Annotated in this window: 17 protein-coding genes; 12 read left to right on the top strand and 5 right to left on the bottom strand. The window is 71.7% G+C overall.

The window, feature by feature from the left end; all coding sequences use genetic code 11:
• Positions 1–235: 235 nt before the first annotated feature.
• Positions 236–517, top strand: a complete 282-nt coding sequence (locus tag AB0F77_RS26815) for an HU family DNA-binding protein (RefSeq protein ID WP_361953770.1) — start codon at positions 236–238, stop codon at positions 515–517.
• A gap of 242 nt (positions 518–759) precedes the next feature.
• Here AB0F77_RS26815 and murA read toward each other — a convergent pair whose 3' ends face one another.
• Positions 760–2,106: a UDP-N-acetylglucosamine 1-carboxyvinyltransferase gene (gene murA, locus AB0F77_RS26810; RefSeq protein ID WP_361953767.1), complete on the bottom strand. Its 1,347-nt coding sequence runs from the start codon at positions 2,104–2,106 to the stop codon at positions 760–762.
• Between the two features lie 253 nt (positions 2,107–2,359).
• On the opposite strand from murA, the gene AB0F77_RS26805 reads away from it, so the two are divergent.
• From AB0F77_RS26805 to AB0F77_RS26755, 11 genes are all read left to right on the top strand, one after another.
• Positions 2,360–2,932: a YqgE/AlgH family protein gene (locus AB0F77_RS26805; protein WP_361953764.1), complete on the top strand. Its 573-nt coding sequence runs from the start codon at positions 2,360–2,362 to the stop codon at positions 2,930–2,932.
• 29 nt (positions 2,933–2,961) lie between these two features.
• Entirely contained in the window at positions 2,962–3,243 is a 282-nt protein-coding gene (locus AB0F77_RS26800; RefSeq protein WP_361953761.1) for a DUF3039 domain-containing protein, read from the top strand.
• 220 nt (positions 3,244–3,463) lie between these two features.
• Complete coding sequence (locus AB0F77_RS26795; protein WP_361953758.1) at positions 3,464–4,759, top strand: extracellular solute-binding protein; 1,296 nt, start codon at positions 3,464–3,466, stop codon at positions 4,757–4,759.
• Positions 4,760–4,800: 41 nt separating this feature from the next.
• Positions 4,801–5,721: a sugar ABC transporter permease gene (locus AB0F77_RS26790; RefSeq protein ID WP_361953755.1), complete on the top strand. Its 921-nt coding sequence runs from the start codon at positions 4,801–4,803 to the stop codon at positions 5,719–5,721.
• Positions 5,722–5,726: 5 nt separating this feature from the next.
• Positions 5,727–6,572 carry a carbohydrate ABC transporter permease gene (locus AB0F77_RS26785; protein ID WP_361953752.1) on the top strand — a complete coding sequence of 282 codons (846 nt, stop codon included), beginning with the start codon at positions 5,727–5,729 and terminating at the stop codon, positions 6,570–6,572.
• A 4-nt stretch (positions 6,573–6,576) separates the two neighbouring features.
• Positions 6,577–8,226 carry a beta-N-acetylhexosaminidase gene (locus AB0F77_RS26780; protein ID WP_361953749.1) on the top strand — a complete coding sequence of 550 codons (1,650 nt, stop codon included), beginning with the start codon at positions 6,577–6,579 and terminating at the stop codon, positions 8,224–8,226.
• Positions 8,227–8,497: 271 nt separating this feature from the next.
• Complete coding sequence (locus AB0F77_RS26775; protein ID WP_361953746.1) at positions 8,498–9,391, top strand: FAD binding domain-containing protein; 894 nt, start codon at positions 8,498–8,500, stop codon at positions 9,389–9,391.
• Positions 9,388–11,181, top strand: coding sequence for a 2Fe-2S iron-sulfur cluster-binding protein (locus AB0F77_RS26770; RefSeq protein WP_361953743.1), 1,794 nt, complete (start codon positions 9,388–9,390; stop codon positions 11,179–11,181). Before AB0F77_RS26775 ends, AB0F77_RS26770 begins: the two co-directional genes overlap by 4 nt.
• Positions 11,178–13,484 (top strand): molybdopterin cofactor-binding domain-containing protein, encoded by a 2,307-nt coding sequence (locus tag AB0F77_RS26765; RefSeq protein WP_361953740.1) that lies wholly within the window; start codon positions 11,178–11,180, stop codon positions 13,482–13,484. The genes AB0F77_RS26770 and AB0F77_RS26765 overlap by 4 nt, the downstream gene beginning before the upstream one ends.
• Positions 13,481–13,606: a hypothetical protein gene (locus tag AB0F77_RS26760; RefSeq protein ID WP_361953738.1), complete on the top strand. Its 126-nt coding sequence runs from the start codon at positions 13,481–13,483 to the stop codon at positions 13,604–13,606. Before AB0F77_RS26765 ends, AB0F77_RS26760 begins: the two co-directional genes overlap by 4 nt.
• 226 nt (positions 13,607–13,832) lie before the next feature.
• A complete protein-coding gene (locus AB0F77_RS26755) occupies positions 13,833–14,993 on the top strand; it encodes an SUKH-4 family immunity protein (protein ID WP_361953735.1) in 1,161 nt (386 codons plus the stop codon).
• On the opposite strand, the gene AB0F77_RS26750 is transcribed toward AB0F77_RS26755, so the two are convergent.
• The 4 genes from AB0F77_RS26750 to AB0F77_RS26735 all read right to left on the bottom strand — a co-directional run bounded on the left by AB0F77_RS26750 (position 14,926) and on the right by AB0F77_RS26735 (position 17,903).
• The gene (locus tag AB0F77_RS26750) at positions 14,926–15,390 is read right to left on the bottom strand and encodes an ATP-binding protein (protein WP_361953946.1); all 465 of its coding nucleotides are present in this window, start codon (positions 15,388–15,390) and stop codon (positions 14,926–14,928) included. The genes AB0F77_RS26755 and AB0F77_RS26750 overlap by 68 nt on opposite strands.
• Positions 15,391–15,469: 79 nt before the next feature.
• Entirely contained in the window at positions 15,470–16,078 is a 609-nt protein-coding gene (locus AB0F77_RS26745; protein ID WP_361953732.1) for a hypothetical protein, read from the bottom strand.
• 94 nt (positions 16,079–16,172) lie between these two features.
• Complete coding sequence (locus tag AB0F77_RS26740) at positions 16,173–16,550, bottom strand: hypothetical protein (protein WP_361953729.1); 378 nt, start codon at positions 16,548–16,550, stop codon at positions 16,173–16,175.
• A 144-nt stretch (positions 16,551–16,694) separates the two neighbouring features.
• Positions 16,695–17,903, bottom strand: a complete 1,209-nt coding sequence (locus tag AB0F77_RS26735; RefSeq protein ID WP_361953726.1) for a helix-turn-helix transcriptional regulator — start codon at positions 17,901–17,903, stop codon at positions 16,695–16,697.
• Positions 17,904–17,914: the final 11 nt, after the last annotated feature.

Raw genomic sequence — 17,914 nt, 5'->3', positions numbered from 1 at the left:
CAGGCTCAGGCCTTTCGTGTGACTCCCAAGGGTGTTCTCACGACTCCTGCGGGTGCCGGATTCGCTTTCCCGCCGCAGGTAGGGGCAGGATGCCACTCTGGGCGCGGGGGTCCGACAACGGGACCCGGGTCCGGGGACTGTCCGAGGACCCTGGCAGCATCGGCTTGGCCGTGCCCATCATGCGGCTCCGCCGCGTGGCACGCCTCAACGGCAAGAAGAACACGGGAGTAACAAAATGAACCGCAGTGAGCTGGTGGCCGCGCTGGCCGACCGTGCCGAGGTGACCCGCAAGGACGCCGACGCCGTGCTGGCCGCGTTCGCCGAGGTGGTCGGGGACATCGTCGCCAAGGGCGACGAGAAGGTCACCATCCCCGGCTTCCTGACCTTCGAGCGCACGCACCGTGCCGCTCGCACCGCGCGCAACCCGCAGACCGGTGAGCCCATCAACATTCCGGCCGGGTTCAGCGTGAAGGTCTCCGCGGGCTCGAAGCTCAAGGAATCCGCCAAGGGCAACTGACGCTCCGCCTGTCGGCGCCGGGTGCCGTGTCCGTGGCGCCGGTTCCTTCCGAGCGCCGTGGGCTCTGCGAGGGGGCCCGCCGGGGTGCCGTGTTCGGCTGCGAGTCCGTCGTGGTCGATCGCGCAGTTCCCCGCGCCCCTTCCGGGCGCTGATCCGCGAGGCGTTCAGGTGTGAGAGATGCCGATGGGGCGGCCCCCGGTCAGGGGGCCGCCCCATCGGCGTGTCCGGGGCCCGGACACGCCCTAGCCGAGGGCCTTGCCCGGGAGTTCGACCTTGGCGCCGAGCTCCATGAGCTTGTCCATGAAGTTCTCGTAGCCGCGGTTGATGAGCTCGATGCCGTGGACCCGCGACGTGCCCTGGGCCGCGAGGGCGGCGATGAGGTACGAGAAGCCGCCGCGCAGGTCGGGGATGACCAGGTCGGCGCCCTGGAGCTTCGTCGGGCCCGACACGACCGCGGAGTGCAGGAAGTTGCGCTGCCCGAAGCGGCAGTCGGAGCCGCCGAGGCACTCGCGGTAGAGCTGGATGTGCGCGCCCATCTGGTTCAGCGCCGAGGTGAAGCCGAGCCGGGACTCGTACACCGTCTCGTGGATGATCGACAGCCCCGTGGCCTGGGTCAGCGCCACGACCAGCGGCTGCTGCCAGTCCGTCTGGAAGCCCGGGTGCACGTCCGTCTCCAGCGCGATGGACTTCAACTGCCCGCCGGGGTGCCAGAAGCGGATGCCCTCGTCGTCGATCTCGAACGCGCCGCCCACCTTCCGATAGGTGTTCAGGAACGTCATCATCGAGCGCTGCTGGGCGCCGCGGACGTAGATGTCGCCCTCGGTCGCCAGCGCCGCCGACGCCCAGGACGCCGCCTCCAGACGGTCCGGGAGGGCCCGGTGGGTGTAGCCGTCCAGCCGCTCCACACCGGTGATGCGGATCGTGCGGTCGGTGTCCATCGCGATGATCGCGCCCATCTTCTGCAGGACGCAGATCAGGTCCTCGATCTCGGGCTCGACGGCGGCGTTGGACAACTCCGTGACGCCTTCGGCGAGTACGGCCGTCAGCAGCACCTGCTCGGTCGTGCCGACGGACGGGTAGGGCAGCCGGATCTTGGTACCGCGCAGGCCCTTGGGGGCCTCCAGGTACTGGCCGTCCGCGCGCTTCTCGATGCTCGCGCCGAACTGCCGCAGCACGTCGAAGTGGAAGTCGATGGGCCGGCCGCCGATGTCGCAGCCGCCGAGACCCGGGATGAACGCGTGGCCGAGGCGGTGCAGCAGGGGCCCGCAGAACAGGATCGGGATGCGGCTCGACCCCGCGTGGGCATCGATGTCGGCGACGTTCGCGCTCTCCACGTGCGTGGGGTCCAGCACCAGCTCGCCCGGTTCCTCGCCCGGACGCACCGTCACCCCGTGCAGCTGCAACAGGCCGCGCACGACGCGGACATCACGGATGTCCGGCACGTTGCGCAGCCGGCTCGGCCCGCTTCCCAACAGTGCGGCGACCATGGCCTTCGGTACGAGGTTCTTCGCACCGCGGACACGGATCTCGCCCTCCAGCGGGGTCCCGCCGTGGACAAGCAGTACGTCGTCAGAGCCGTTGACGGTCATGAATCTCGCGTTCCGTGGAGTCGGGCAGGGCCAGAGAAAGACAGAGTAATCGCCGCCGCCCCCCCTCCCGTAAGCCCCGGGGACGCCCAATCGCGTCATGGCTGTGTCACAACACGAACCGTTCGCCACCGGGCACATGGGGTCACCGCCGGGGGCCGTGCGCCCGTACCGCACCGGTGCGCCCTGAGCTGCCTTCACTCGCGTACCTGCGTCGGCTCCCCCATCGCGGGGAAGATGCGGGATCATGTCTGGCATGACCGAGGTGTCCTCGCTCACAGGGCGGCTGCTCGTGGCAACCCCCGCCCTGGCGGACCCGAACTTCGACCGTGCGGTGGTGCTGCTCCTCGACCACGACGAGGAGGGCTCCCTCGGTGTCGTCCTCAACCGCCCGACACCGGTGGACGTGGGCGACATCCTGGAGGGCTGGGCCGGCCTCACCGGCGAGCCCGGCGTCGTCTTCCAGGGCGGCCCGGTGTCGCTGGACTCGGCGCTCGGCGTGGCGGTCATCCCCGGCGGCGCGGCCGGCGACCGGGCGCCGCTGGGCTGGCGGCGGGTGCACGGCGCGATCGGGCTCGTGGACCTGGAGGCCCCGCCCGAACTGCTCGCCTCGGCCCTCGGCTCCCTGCGGATCTTCGCCGGATACGCCGGCTGGGGTCCCGGTCAGCTGGAGGACGAACTGGTGGAGGGGGCCTGGTACGTCGTGGAGTCGGAACCCGGGGACGTCTCCTCTCCGTCCCCCGAGCGGCTGTGGCGCGAGGTCCTGCGCCGGCAGCGCAATGAGCTGGCGATGGTGGCGACGTATCCGGACGACCCTTCGCTCAACTGATGCGGACGGGTTTCAGTACCCTTGGCGGCATGAGCACTCTCGAGCCCGAGCGCGGGACTGGTACGGGGACCCTCGTCGAGCCGACGCCGCAGGTGTCGCACGGCGACGGCGATCACGAGCGCTTCGCGCACTACGTCCAGAAGGACAAGATCATGGCGAGCGCCCTCGACGGCACGCCCGTCGTGGCGCTGTGCGGCAAGGTGTGGGTGCCGGGCCGCGACCCGAAGAAGTACCCGGTGTGTCCCATGTGCAAGGAGATCTACGAGTCCATGGCCAGCGGTGGCGACGAGGGCAAGGACAAGGGCAAGTAGCCGACCCCGTCCCCCTCGGCCGAGACTCTCAGGGCCCCCGGCACGCTTTGGCGTGCTCCGGGGGTCTTTGTCGTGATGTGTCGTTGCACGGGTTGCGGCGTCACGTCACAAGGTGGTTGAGACCTCTTGTCGACGTGTTCATGTAGTTCATAGCCTCCGGTGTGTTGTGCAGAGCGAAACCGCCATTGCATATGATGCAACGCCCTCGGAGGGTCACTCCATGAAGTTGTCCGCTCGTCCGGCTCCCGCGCTCCTCGCCGCGCTGCTCCTCGCCGCCTGCGCCCCGCAGAGCTCCTCCAACTCCGCCTCCGACAAGGACGACAAGAGCGGCACCCTGCGCGTGTGGCTCTTCCAGGAGGTTGGCAACGACCCCAAGGCCCAGGTCGTCGACTCGGTCACCGCCGCCTTCGAGAAGGCCCACAAGGGCACCGACGTCAAGGTGGAGTACATCCCCGTCGAGACGCGCGCCCAGCGGGTGAAGGCCGCCTTCAACGACCCCGCGTCCGCCCCGGACGTCATGGAGTTCGGCAACACCGACACCGCCGGCTACGTCCACGACGGCGGACTCCTCGACGTCACCAAGGAGTTCGGCGCCTGGCCCGAGGCCAAGGACACCGACCCCACGGCCCGCCGGTCGGTCACCGTGGACGGCAAGGTCTACGGCGCCCCCCTCTACGTCGGCGTCCGCGCCCTGTACTACCGCACCGACGTCTTCAAGGAACTCGGCCTGAAACCGCCGACCACGCTCGCCGAAGTGGCCACCACCGCCCGCGCCATCCGCAAGGCGAAGCCCGACCTCTACGGCATCGCCGTCGGCGGCGCCTACACCTACGGCGCGATGCCCTTCATCTGGGCCAACGGCGGCGAACTCGCCACCGGCAAGGGCGGATCGTTCACCTCCGCCATCAACGGCGCCGCGGCCCGGAAGGGCATCGAGGAGTACACCTCCCTCTTCTCCGCCGACAACTGTCCCGCCGCCAAGTGCGCGGGCATGGGCGGCAACGACACGGTCAGCACGTTCGCCGGGGGCAAGGCGGGCATGGTGATCGGCGGCGACTTCAGCCACGCGGCCGTCGAGGCGGGCAAGGTGAAAGGCAAGTACGCCGTCGTCCCGCTGCCCGGCGTCGAATCCGGCTCCATCGCCCCGGCGTTCGCGGGCGGCAACAACATCGGCGTCCTCAAGAGCACCCGGCACCGCACGCTCGCGGTCGACCTCATGGAGCAACTGGCCGCCAAGAAGACGCAGTCGGAGCTGTTCGACGCGATGGGCTTCCTGCCGACGTTCACCGACGTCCGCGACCAGGCCGCGGCCAAGCAGCCGTTCGTGAAGCCCTTCGTCGACACCCTGGCCGCCGGCACCGAGTTCGTGCCCGCCTCCGCCGCGTGGTCGCAGATCGACTCCTCGCTCGTGCTGCCGACGATGTTCCAGCAGGTCGTCAGCGGCAAGAAGGACGTCGCCGCCGCGTCGGACGAGGCCGCGGCGAAGATGAACGACGCGTTCGGCTCCGCCGGGTGAGCCGGGTGCCTGTGGCAGTGGGGGGTGCCGAGCGTCGGGCGGTGCGGGTGCGTCGTGGCCTGTCGCGCAGTTCCCCGCGCCCCTTCGGGGGCGGGGGTGCCACGCCCTGGATCTATCTCGCGCCCGCCCTCGTCGTGCTCGGGGGACTGCTCGTCTACCCGATCTACCAGCTGGGTCTGATCTCCTTCTTCCGGTACACGCAGGCCCAGGTCAGCGGCGGGGAGCCGACCTCGTTCGAGGGGTTCGGGAACTACTCGGAGCTGTTCGGGGACGGGCAGTTCTGGCAGGTGCTGCTGGCCACCGTGGTGTTCGCGGCGGCCTGCGTCGGCTCGACGCTCGCCGTCGGGTGCGCCCTCGCCGTCCTGCTCACCCGGGTGCGCGCCGTGCCGCGGCTGGCGCTGATGCTGGCCGCGCTCGGGGCGTGGGCCACCCCGGCCGTCACCGGTTCCACGGTGTGGCTGTTCCTGTTCGACCCGGACTTCGGCCCCGTCGACCGGATCCTCGGCCTCGGCGACCACTCGTGGACGTACGGCCGCTACAGCGCCTTCCTGCTCGTGCTCCTCGAAGTCGTCTGGTGCTCCTTCCCGTTCGTGATGGTCACCGTCTACGCCGGGATCCGCGCCGTGCCCGCCGAGGTCCTGGAGGCCGCCGAGCTGGACGGCGCCTCGCAGTGGCGGATCTGGCGCTCCGTGCTCGCCCCGATGCTCCGCCCTATCCTCACCGTCGTGACCATCCAGTCCGTTATCTGGGACTTCAAGGTGTTCACGCAGATCTACGTCATGACGAACGGCGGCGGCATCGCCGGCCAGAACATGGTCCTCAACGTGTACGCCTACCAGCAGGCGTTCGCGTCCTCGCAGTACGGCCTCGGCTCCGCGATCGGCGTCGTGATGCTGCTGATCCTGCTGGCCGTCACGCTGGTGTACCTGCGGCTGCTGCGCAGGCAGGGGGAGGAGCTGTGACCGTCGTGAATCTTGTGCGCGGCTTTCTGCGCCGTCCGGGGCGCGCGGCGGCCGAGACCACCGCCCTGCTCATCGCCGCGGTGGTCGCCTTCCCGCTCTACTGGATGGTGCTGAGCGCCTTCAAACCGGCCGGTGAGATCCAGTCGTCCACGCCCCGCCCGTGGACCCTCGCGCCGTCCCTGGACTCCTTCCGCAGGGTCTTCGGGCAGCAGGAATTCGGCCGTTACTTCGTCAACAGCCTGGTCGTCGCGTGCAGCGTCGTGGTCGTCTCGGCGCTGATCGCGTTCCTCGCCGCGACCGCCGTCACCCGATTCCGGTTCCGCTTCCGCACCACCCTGCTGATCATGTTTCTCGTGGCCCAGATGGTGCCCGTGGAGGCGCTCACCATCCCGCTGTTCTTCCTCATGCGGGACTTCGGCCAGCTGAACACGCTCGGTTCGCTGATCCTGCCCCACATCGCCTTCTCGCTGCCCTTCGCGATCTGGATGCTGCGGGGGTTCGTGAAAGCGGTCCCCGAGGCGCTGGAGGAGGCCGCCTACATCGACGGCGCGAGCCGTGCGCGATTCCTCTGGCAGATCCTTTTCCCGCTCGTGCTGCCGGGACTGGTGGCGACGAGCGTCTTTTCCTTCATCTCGGCCTGGAACGACTTCCTGTTCGCCAAGTCGTTCATCATCAGCGACACCTCGCAGTCGACCCTGCCGATGGCCCTCCTCGTGTTCTACAAGCCGGACGATCCCGACTGGGGAGGCGTCATGGCAGGCTCCACGGTGATGACGATTCCGGTGCTGATCTTCTTCGTACTCGTACAGCGACGACTGGTCTCGGGACTGGGCGGAGCGGTTAAGGACTGACGTGATGGAACTGATTCCGGCACCCGTGCGGGTCCACGGCGGGAGCCCCGGCCGCACCCGCCTGGACGAGCGCACCCGGCTCGTGGCCGGGCCCGGCACCGAGGGCGTCGCACGCCTGCTGCGGGCGACCCTCGGCGCGGCCACCGGCTTCTCCCTCCCGGAGGGCGGCGACCTCGCGGGAGGTGGTGACCTCGCAGGGGGTGGCAACGCGCCCTCCCGCATCGAGCTCGGCCTCGACCCGGGACTGCCCCCGGAGGGCTACCGGCTCACCGTCGGCGACGGCGAGGTCCAGATCCGCGGCGGCGGCGCGGCGGGCGTCCTGTGGGGCGCCCAGACCCTGCGGCAACTGCTCGGCCCCGACGCGTTCCGCTCCGCGCCGCTGCGGCCCGGCCGGGACTGGGAACTGCCCGACGTCACCGTCGAGGACGAGCCCCGCTTCGCCTGGCGCGGCCTCATGCTCGACGTCTCACGGCACTTCATGCCCAAGGACGGCGTGCTGCGCTACCTCGATCTGATGGCCGCCCACAAACTCAACGTCTTCCACTTCCACCTGACGGACGACCAGGGCTGGCGCGTCGAGATCACGCGGTACCCGAAGCTCACCGAGACCGGATCCTGGCGTTCGCGGACGAAATTCGGTCACCGCGCCTCGACCCTGTGGGAGGAGAAGCCGCACGGGGGCTTCTACACCCAGGACGACATCCGGGAGATCGTCGCCTACGCCGCCGAGCGGCATATCACCGTCGTCCCCGAAATCGACGTACCGGGGCATTCGCAGGCCGCCATCGCCGCGTATCCGGAACTCGGCAACACCGACGTCGTCGACACCGCCGCCCTGACCGTCTGGGACACCTGGGGGGTCTCCCCCAACGTGCTCGCCCCCACCGACAACACCCTCCGCTTCTACGAGGGGGTGTTCGAGGAACTCCTGGACCTGTTCCCCTCGGAGTTCATTCACATCGGCGGCGACGAATGCCCCAAGGAGCAGTGGAAGGCGTCGCCGTCCGTGCAGGCGCGCATCCGGGAACTCGGACTGGCCGACGAGGACGAACTCCAGTCGTGGTTCATCGGCCACTTCGACGAGTGGCTCCGCGGGCGGGGGCGCCGGCTCATCGGCTGGGACGAGATCCTGGAGGGCGGACTCGCCAAGGGCGCCGCCGTGTCCTCCTGGCGCGGCTACGGCGGCGGGATCGCCGCCGCGCGGGCCGGACACGACGTGGTCATGTGCCCCGAGCAGCAGGTCTACCTCGACCACCGGCAGGCCGCCGGCGAGGACGAACCGGTGCCGATCGGGTTCGTGCGCACCCTGGAGGACGTCTACCGCTTCGAGCCGGTGCCCGCCGAACTCGACGCGGAACAGGCCGCACACGTGCTGGGCACCCAGGCCAACCTGTGGACCGAGGTGATGGAGAACCCCGCGCGCGTGGACTACCAGGCATTCCCCAGGCTGGCCGCGTTCGCCGAGGTGGCCTGGAGTCGTCTCCCGGCCCCCGCGGAACGGGACTTCGACGCCTTCGCCCGGCGGATGGCCGCCCACTACCGGCGCCTCGACGCGCTCGGCGTCGCCTACCGGCCGCCCACCGGGCCCCGGCCCTGGCAGCGCCGCCCCGGGGTGGCCGGCCGCCCGCTGGACGGCCCGCCGCCGAACCGCTGACCCTCCGAACGCACAGTTGATCACCCGAACACACAAGGGAAAAAGCACCCGAGGATCACCGGGGAGTGTCAATCGGAGCGCACCACGAAAGGTGTGGCAAATCCGCCCATCTCGCTTCTGAGGTGGGCGAATGCCTCCTAGTGGACCCCTGCGTCAGGCACTCCCGAAGATGTGCCAGAGTTGCCACGTCCGCCCTGTCAGCACGTACCGTACGGCAGCAGCAGGCGGGACCAGCTGGGACCAGGTGGGGCAGCGGGAAGGGGCAGCCGGTTTGACCACGCACGCACCGCACACGGCGCAGGCCGTCACGCTGCCCACGACGCTGGACGAAGCCGTGGCGGCGCTCACGGCCCTGCCCGCCGCCGTCCCGGTGGCCGGCGGCACCGACCTCATGGCCGCCGTCAACTCCGGCCAGCTGCGGCCCGCCGCCCTGGTGGGCCTCGGACGGATCAGCGAGATCCGCGGCTGGCAGTACCTGGACGGGCACGCGCTGCTCGGCGCCGGTCTCACCCACGCGCGGATGGGCCGCCCCGACTTCGCCGCCCTGATCCCGGCGCTGGCCGCCGCCGCCCGCGCCGCCGGACCGCCGCACATCCGCAACGCGGGCACCCTGGGCGGCAACATCGCCTCGGCCGCGCCCACCGGGGACGCGCTCCCGGTGCTGGCCGCGCTGGAGGCGATCCTGGTCATCGCCGGCCCGGACGGCGCCCGCCGGGAGATCCCCGTCTCGCACCTGCTCGCGGGCGTCGAGATGCTGCGCGGCGGCGAGCTGATCGGCTTCGTGCGCGTGCCCCTGCTGCACGCGCCCCAGGTCTTCCTGAAGGCGACCGGCCGTACCGGGCCCGGCCGCGCGGTGGCGTCCGTCGCGCTCGTCCTCGACCCCGCCCGGCGCGGGGTGCGGTGCGCCGTCGGAGCCATAGCGCCGATGCCGCTGCGCCCCCTGGACGCCGAGCAGTGGGTCGCCCAGCTCATCGACTGGGACAACGACCGCGCGATCGTCCCCGAGGCACTGACCGCCTTCGGGGAGTACGTCGCGGCGGCCTGCATCCCCGACCCGGCGCCGGAACCCGACGGCTCGGTGCCGCAGCTTCCGCCCGCCGTACTGCACCTGCGGCGCACCGTGGCCGCGCTGGCCCGACGAGCACTGGGGAGGGCGCTGTCGTGACCGACGACCAGCACGCGGAGGGCGGCACGCCCCCGGGCGGCGGACGCTGGGACCCGCACCCCCAGGGCGACTACGACGACGGCGCCACCGCGTTCGTGAAGCTCCCCGAGGGCGGCATCGACGCCCTCCTGGCCGCCGACAGCCCGCTCGCCGCGCCCGGCCACGGATACGTGCCGCCGCGGATAGCGGCCTCGCCCGGCGGCCCCGAGCAGGCGGGCCAGGACGGCTGGGGGATGCCGGCCGACGGCTCCGGGTGGCCCGACCCGAACGCGGTTCCCCAGGACACGGGCGCGGGCGACCGGTTCACCTACCCGCCCGCGGCCACCCAGCAGTGGACCTACGAGGAGCCCGCGCAGGCGGCACCCGGGCACGACGTGACCGGTCAGTGGTCCATTCCGGTGGCGGGCGGCGACCTGCCGGACGAATCGGGCGAGTTCACCACGTCCGCGCTGGTCGAGCAGTGGGGCGGCACACCCCCGGCGACCCTGCCCGGCGGCGCCTCCGCCCCCTGGGCGAACGAGCCCGCGGGCGGGCCCTGGGGCGAGCGGCCCCCGGCGCACCCCGAGGACACCGCACCGGGGAACCCCGAGAACCTCGCGAACCTCACGAACCCCGAGGGCTACGCGCCCCAGGCGCCGTACCAGGGCGGCCCGCCGTCGCACGGCGCGGGCATCCGGCTCCCGGAGGGCCCCGGCGCCCCCGCCGGACCCGGCCAGGGCCTGCTGCCGCCCGGACCCGGCCACGACCCGGCCGCGGCGCACGCGGCCGGACAGGCCCTCGCGCCGCACGAGGCGCCCGCCCCCGCACCGCACGCCGCTCCCGCGCCCCACGAGGCGCACCGGCCGCACGAGACGCCTCCGGGCCACCGCGCGCACCCGGCGCACGACGAGGAACGGCCTCACGCCGAAGCCGCCGGAGCCGCCCCCGAGTTCGCCCCCGAGACGGACGGGATGCCCGGGGCCGTCGAGCGGCCGGCGGCGGACGGGACGGACGGGGCGACCCGGGCCGCGGACGGCCCCGCCGAGGCCCCTGAGCGCCCCGCTGAGCGCCCCGCGGGCCCCGACCCGGCCGCGGGTGCCGGAGACGGTCCGGAGGGCGCCGAGACGGCCGTCACGGACGACGCCCCCGAGGCCGACCCCGCCGAACCGCTCCCCGCCCCGCACGACGACCACCCGTCCGCCTCCTACGTCCTGCGGGTCAACGGCGCCGACCGGCCCGTGGCCGACGCCTGGATCGGCGAGTCGCTGCTCTACGTGCTGCGCGAGCGGCTCGGCCTCGCCGGCGCCAAGGACGGCTGCTCCCAGGGCGAGTGCGGCGCCTGCAACGTCCAGGTGGACGGCCGGCTCGTCGCCTCCTGCCTGGTGCCCGCCGTCACCGCGGCCGGCAGCGAGGTCCGCACCGTCGAGGGCCTGGCCGTCGACGGACAGCCCTCCGACGTGCAGCGGGCCCTCGCCAAGTGCGGTGCCGTGCAGTGCGGTTTCTGCGTGCCCGGCATGGCGATGACCGTCCACGACCTGCTGGAGGGCAACCCGTCGCCCACCGAGATGGAGGCCCGCCAGGCCCTGTCCGGCAACCTGTGCCGCTGCTCCGGCTACCGGGGCGTCCTGGACGCCGTCCAGGAGGTCGTCGCCGAACGCGAGGCGCACGCCGCGGCCGACGCCGAGGCGGACGCGGGCGAACCCCGCATCCCGCACCAGGCGGGCCCGGGCGCCGGCGGCGTCAACCCCGCGGCGTTCGACTCCCCGGGGCAGCACGACCAGCCCTACGGCCATGACGGAGGCCAGGCGTGAGCAACGAGACCGCCACCGCCACCAGCGCTCCCGAGACCCCGGCCCCCGAGCAGCCGCCGCACGGCCTCGGCGCCTCGCTGCGGCCGGCCGACGCCCGCGCCAAGACCGAGGGCACCTTCCCGTACGCGGCCGACCTGTGGGCCGAGGGCCTGCTGTGGGCCGCGGTCCTGCGCTCCCCGCACCCGCACGCGCGCATCGTCTCCATCGACACCACCCACGCGCGCGAGATGCCCGGCGTCCACGCCGTCGTCACCCACGAGGACGTGCCCGGCACCCCGCGCCACGGCCGGGGCACGCCCGACCGCCCGGTGTTCGCCTCCGAGGTCGTACGGCACCACGGCGAGCCCATCGCCGCCGTCGCCGCCGACCACCCCGACACCGCGCGGATGGCCGCCGCCGCCGTCATCGTCGAGTACGAGGTGCTCGACCCGATCACCGACCCCGAGCGGGCGTTCGAGGCCGAGCCGCTGCACCCCGACGGCAACCTGATCCGGCACATCCCGCTGCGCCACGGCGACCCCGACGCGGCCGGTGACATCGTCGTCGAGGGTTTGTACCGCATCGGGCGCCAGGACCCCGCCCCCATCGGCGCCGAGGCCGGTCTCGCCGTGCCGCGGCCCGACGGCGGCGTCGAGCTCTACACGGCGTCCACCGACCCGCACACCGACCGCAACGCCGCGGCGGCCTGCTACGGCCTGTCGCCCGAACAGGTGAAGATCGTCGTCACCGGGGTGCCCGGCGCCACCGCCGACCGCGAGGACCAGGGCTTCCAGATCCCGCTCGGACTGCTCGCCCTGAAGACGGGCTGCCCGGTCAAACTCACGGCCACGCGCGAGGAGTCCTTCCTCGGCCACGCCCACCGCCACCCCACCCTGCTGCGCTACCGCCACCACGCGGACGCCGAGGGCAGGCTCGTCAAGGTCGAGGCCCAGATCCTCCTCGACGCCGGACCCTACGCCGACACCTCCGCCGAGTCCCTGGCCGCCGCGGTGTCCTTCGCCTGCGGGCCGTACGTCGTGCCCAACGCCTTCATCGAGGGCTGGGCCGTGCGCACCAACAACCCGCCCTCCGGCCATGTGCGCGGCGAGGGCGCCATGCAGGTGTGCGCCGCCTACGAGGCGCAGATGGACAAGCTCGCCAAGAAGCTCGGCCTCGACCCGGCCGAGGTCCGGCTGCGCAACGCGCTCGCCACCGGTGACGTCCTGCCGATCGGCCAGACGGTGACCTGCCCGGCCCCCGTCATCGAACTCCTGGAGGCCGTACGGGACTTCCCGCTGCCGCCGCTGCCCAAGGACACCCCCGAGGACGAGTGGCTGCTGCCCGGCGGCCCCGAGGGCGCGGGCGAACCGGGCGCCGTGCGCCGGGGCGTGGGCTACGGCCTGGGCATGGTGCACATGCTCGGAGCGGAGGGCGCCGACGAGGTCTCGACGGCCACCGTGAAGATCCACGACGGTGTCGCCACCGTGCTGTGCGCGGCCGTGGAGACCGGCCAGGGCTTCACCACGCTCGCCCGGCAGATCGTCCAGGAGACCCTGGGCATCGACGAGGTCCACGTGGCGCCCGTCGACACCGACCAGCCCCCGGCCGGTCCGGGCTGCCGCGGCCGGCACACCTGGGTGTCCGGCGGGGCCGTGGAACGCGCGGCGAAGATGGTCCGCACCCAGCTGCTCCAGCCCCTGGCGCACAAGTTCGGGATGTCGACCGAACTGCTCCAGATCACCGACGGCAAGATCACCTCGTACGACGGTGTGCTGTCGACCACCGTCACCGAGGCGATGGACGGCAAGGAGCTGTGGGCCACCGCCCAGTGCCGGCCGCACCCGACCGAGCCGCTGGACGGCGCCGGGCAGGGCGACGCCTTCGTGGGGCTCGCGTTCTGCGCGGTCCGCGCGGTGGTCGACGTCGACATCGAACTCGGCTCGGTACGGGTCGTGGAGCTGGCCGTCGCCCAGGACGTGGGCCGGGTGCTCAACCCGGCGCAGCTCGTCGCGCGCATCGAGGCGGGCGTCACCCAGGGCGTCGGCATCGCGCTCACCGAGAACCTGCGCACCCCGCGCGGGCTGATCCGCCACCCCGACCTCACCGGGTACGCACTGCCCACCGCCCTGGACGCCCCGGACATCCGGATCGTCAAGCTCGTCGAGGAGCGGGACGTCGTCGCGCCCTTCGGCGCCAAGTCGGTCAGCGCGGTGCCCGTGGTGACCTCGCCCGCGGCCATCGCCTCCGCCGTGCGGGCCGCGACCGGACGCCCCGTCAACCGGCTGCCGATCCGGCCGCAGGCCGCGGTGGTGACCGGCCAGTGAGCACGCCGCCCGAGGAGCCCCGCTACGAACCTCCGCCCAGCGTCGGCAAGTTGCTGATCTGGATCGTGCTGTTCGTGCTGGCGGCGGTCGTCGTGGTGCTGGGCGGCATCTACTTCACCTGAGGCGCCGTGGGCCGGGTCGTGCGCCTGTGACGGGCGTGACACATCCGAGCCGTCCGGGACGCAACGCGGGAGGCGTTTCGGGCGTCTTGATGGACATGGGGCGTTGTCAGTGGGGCGGCGTAGTGTTCTGAGCAGTGGGGAGCGGGCCGCCTCCGGCAGGACGGCCGCGCCCTCCGTCAGGACCGAGTGCCGTCCACGACGTACCACGGAAATCGCGGGGGAAGCGATGAGCACGACCGACACCGCAGTCGCGGCGATCACGCTGACCGAGGACCAGCTCGGTCCGCTCGTCACGCATGTGCCGACGCGCGGGCTGCTGACCGGGCCCGGACTGCCGGGCGGCAGCGGGCTGCTGACGTTCGCGCCGCTGCGCGCGGCGGGCCTGCGCACGCTCGCGGACGTCACCGAGGGGCCCGCCCGGCTCGCGGAGGAGCTGCGGGACCGGCTGGTGATAGGGCAGCTCCTCGCGCCCGCGGGGATGGAGCCCGAGTCCATCCTGCTCGACGGCGGCACGGGCGAGGTGCGCTCGGCGTCCCTGCTGTTCCCCTCCGACAGTCTTCCGCTCGCGCCCTCCCTGGAGGTGCTGCTGCGGTTCGCGGCGGTCACGGAGGAACTGGCCGGGCTGCGCGGCCGGTTCGCGTCCTTCGCGGGGCAGTACGGCACGAAGACCGCGACCGAGGTCTCCCGGCAGCTCCTCGCGCTGTTCGAGGAGGGCACGGGCGGCGAGGTCCCGCCGTACTGGAAGGCCGCGGCGCTGATCCGGCCGCTCGCCCTGATCGCGGGCCCCGGCACCGAGTCCGGGCTCGTCCTCGACCTGCCGGGGCGGCTCCTGGACCAGGAGTTCGGCACCGGCCGCATGGTCCGCTTCGAGGACGTCGACTTCCCGGCGGCGCTCACCCACGAGCCGACCCGGCGGTTCCTGCGCGAGACGGGGATGCCGGAGGACGCAGGGCTGTTCCAGATCGACACGGACGTGCCGCTGCCGACGCTCACGGAGTACTACACGGACGAGCGGGCGGGCGAGTACCCCCTCGACCTGCTGCCGGCCCACGCGGACCGGCTGATACGCCTCGGCTACCTGGTCGAGGACAACAGCCTGGTGGTCGACGGCTCGACGGGCGCGGTGCTCAACTTCAGCGAGCCGGACGCGGCGCTGTACCCGCTGAACACGGACGTCTCCACGCTCGCCTTCACGCTTTGGCTGCTGCACCACGAGCGCCGGATCGACGAGCATCTGGGCGGCGAACTCACGACGGACGCGTACGACCAGCTGGCGGCCACGATGCTCCAGGTCCTGACCACGATCGACCCGACCCCCCTCACGACGGAGGCGTCCTGGCACTACTGGACGGAAGCCTTCCAGGACGAGGCCGGCGGAGTCCTCTGACCCCGGCCTCGGGTGGGCCAGCACCCTGACGGGCGCTCACTGTCCGGCCATGCTCCAGACCGGTGCTTTCGAGGTCGGCCCAGACGTGTTTGCCGTCAGGGAGCGGTTCGACGCCCCACGCGATGGAGACGGCGGCGACGAGGGCCAGTCCCCGGCCGTCGAGTGCGTCCGGTCCGACGGGCCGTCGGCGCGGGAGTTGATGGCTCCGGTCCTCCACACCCACCCGGACCCGTACGTCGGTGAGGCGTTGGACCGTGACCCGGATCGTTCCCGAGTCCGGCGCGTGTTGGACGCAGTTCGTCGTCAGCTCCGAGACGACCAACTGCGCGTCCGCCCGCAGGTCCGTCAGCTGCCACTCCAGAAGCGCCCGCCGGACGAGCCGACGGGCCTCGGGCACCGACCCGGCGACGGGTGGGAGAACGAGCCCGCAGGAGTTCTCGCCGTAGCTCCACTTCTGCGGGGAACCGAGGTGGATGTCATTCACCGGTCCGCCTCTCGCGGGTCAGACGGGACCGGGCCCTGGTAATCAGCTCACCGGTGAGGTACGGCTTCGCCAGAGCACCGGGAGTCCACAACGGGACGGACCAGTAACAGGGGCCCGAGTCCGGATCGGTCGCCGAGGGCGGCGGCACCCCGAGGCGGCGGTCACGGCCGATGAACTCGACGTCGTCACAGCGGGACGCCCATGTGGGCCGGGACCGCTCGCTCGGTTCGACGAGCACGTAGTAGTGCTGGGCATGCCGCTCGAAGAAGACCGGGCCGTCACGCAACTCCCACGCCAGACAGGCGTCGACCTCGGCGGGGGACACCGACCGGACGAACGCGTGCACGAGCCGGGCGTCGATGCGCACGACGTTGAACGTGACTCCCACCCGCAGCGGTGCGTGGCCGGACTCCATCCATTCCGCACGGGCCCGCGCGGGGTCGTCGGCCACCGTGAGCAGCCACCGTTCCAAGGCGCGCATCCGCTCCGCCTCCAGGGCAAGGGCTCGCGCCCGAACCAGCTCCCACCGCTCGTCGTCGGACAACTCCCCTTGCAACGCAAGGGCGAAGGTCTTCGCTTGTGCACTTGCTGATCCACTCATCGCCACGCCTTGATCGGGAACGGGAAGGGTGAGCCCCCAACGAGGAACGTCGGCAGGGCCGTTGGCCGCGCAACGACGGCGCGGCTGATGGCAGTCAGTGACCAGAGGCGCCATCAGCCGGTCGAATCCGGTCGTCACGAGACGTCCACTCGGGGACCAGGTCGGCCAACGCCTCCTGCAGCGCGTCCGCATCGGTGAGCTGGATCGTTCCCCGCCGTGGAGGTACGAGCCAGTAGGTGCCGGGTGGCGTCCGACGGTCGGCAGGCGGAAGTACGAGATCCGTCGTGACAACCAGCGGTCCCGGGTTGGGCATCGGCGGCCAGGCGGTGGTCGAGCCGACCGCGACGAAGAAGTAGACGGCAGGTCCGTCCGGGTCCACCGCAACGGTGCCCGGGGGATTCAGCTGGGCGAGTGCCTGGAGGCCGAAATACCGGGCGACCCTGACAAGCACCCAGCTTTTCCGTTGTGTCACGGCCTCCTTGGAGCACACGAAGACGGACGGCGACTCTGTCATCACCTGGGTCTCATCTCGTCGGCGACTGCGGTCAGCAGGAAGGTATGCCGCTTTCGGGCCGACGACCTGAACTGAGAGTTCGGGGGAACAACCAGTTCGGGCTCATGCAATCCCGAGGCGTTCGGCCAGGTCGGACACCTGCCGCCGGTAGGTCGGCCGTACGCGGTGGAGGAGACTGGTCACCAGGCCGACGGCGGAGGCGCTCCGGGTCATGTCCTCGCTGCTCAACTTCTCCAGGTCCAGGAGGTGTACGAGAACGGCCGCGTCATCCCGCCGGAGGTCATAGCAGCGTGCGAGTTCGAGTGTGAAGGTGAACTGCCTCTCGCGGCTCGGGAGTTGAGAGACATCCACCTCGTCCGCCCGGCGCAGCCCTTCTGCGCTCCGACCGGCGAGCATTTCGATGCTGAGAGCGTGCAGGTGGATGTTGACCGGGCCGAAAACGGTCCACATGACGTTCGAGTCGCCGGCCTTCCTGCCGAGCGGGGCCGCCTTTTGGAGCAGCCGATCGCGGGCATCCCACCACTTCTTGCTCTGTGCCTCCGCCACGACGCGAACGAGTTCGAGCGCTCCTTGCATTGCGGCAGTTTCCGCGCTCTCCGTGAGGGTGCCGAGGTCGTCGATCGCGATGCGGGCGACCTCCTCGGCCTCCTGAGCGCCGCCGTTCTGTGAGAGGAGGCTGTGTCCCAAGTTCCACTGCGCCGCAGCGAGCCGGATGGGATCGTCCGCGTCCTCCGCGGCTCGGCGAGCCCGATCGGCAACCATGAGGGAGAGGTCGAGGCGGCCGGATCGGCGGCAGTAGGAGCGCAGGAGACCGTAAAGATCGGCCGCGGCGCGCAGTACGTCGCGCCGAGCTGTCGCGTCGCTCGACGTACGGTGCGCTCGTACGGAACGCTCCATGTCCTCGATAAGAGCCGGGAGCACGGTCTCGATCTCGGTGAAACGTTCCTCGCTGGTCTGCCAGGTTCGCCACGCCTCTTCAACTCGGTCCCGGAGTTCCGTCGGTCCCGCCGCCACGTCTTCGCGCGGCGAGCCGTACCCCATGAGAGCCCGAGCGATGTCCGGCGTGGTCGTCATCGAGGGTGGAGCCTTCGGGGGAGGCTCGTCGGACAGAAGCGATGCCACCGGGACGTCGAGCTCGGCAGCGATCCGTGCCAGGAGCTTCGACGACGGGGTGCGTTTCCCGTTCTCGATCATCGACAGGTACCGCTCGGAGACTCCGCACAAGCCTGCGACGGCCGCCATCGATCGGTTACCGTGCTTCTTCCGGTAGTGCCTGATCAGTGCCCCGATGGGCAGCCTCGGTTCCATCATCCGCCCTCCCG

The organism is Streptomyces sp. NPDC026672, from assembly GCF_040638185.1.
GTDB lineage: Bacteria > Actinomycetota > Actinomycetes > Streptomycetales > Streptomycetaceae > Streptomyces.
Note: the sequence above shows the minus strand (reverse complement) of the source record. Positions and strands in the feature narration are given on the sequence as shown.

What these genes read in the sequence shown, in the direction of transcription:
- AB0F77_RS26815 (WP_361953770.1), top strand. Translation starts at nt 236, where the DNA reads ATGAACCGCAGTGAGCTGGTGGCCGCGCTGGCCGACCGTGCCGAGGTG.
- murA (WP_361953767.1), bottom strand. Translation starts at nt 2,106, where the DNA reads ATGACCGTCAACGGCTCTGACGACGTACTGCTTGTCCACGGCGGGACC.
- AB0F77_RS26805 (WP_361953764.1), top strand. Translation starts at nt 2,360, where the DNA reads ATGACCGAGGTGTCCTCGCTCACAGGGCGGCTGCTCGTGGCAACCCCC.
- AB0F77_RS26800 (WP_361953761.1), top strand. Translation starts at nt 2,962, where the DNA reads ATGAGCACTCTCGAGCCCGAGCGCGGGACTGGTACGGGGACCCTCGTC.
- AB0F77_RS26795 (WP_361953758.1), top strand. Translation starts at nt 3,464, where the DNA reads ATGAAGTTGTCCGCTCGTCCGGCTCCCGCGCTCCTCGCCGCGCTGCTC.
- AB0F77_RS26780 (WP_361953749.1), top strand. Translation starts at nt 6,577, where the DNA reads ATGGAACTGATTCCGGCACCCGTGCGGGTCCACGGCGGGAGCCCCGGC.
- AB0F77_RS26755 (WP_361953735.1), top strand. Translation starts at nt 13,833, where the DNA reads ATGAGCACGACCGACACCGCAGTCGCGGCGATCACGCTGACCGAGGAC.
- AB0F77_RS26745 (WP_361953732.1), bottom strand. Translation starts at nt 16,078, where the DNA reads ATGAGTGGATCAGCAAGTGCACAAGCGAAGACCTTCGCCCTTGCGTTG.
- AB0F77_RS26735 (WP_361953726.1), bottom strand. Translation starts at nt 17,903, where the DNA reads ATGATGGAACCGAGGCTGCCCATCGGGGCACTGATCAGGCACTACCGG.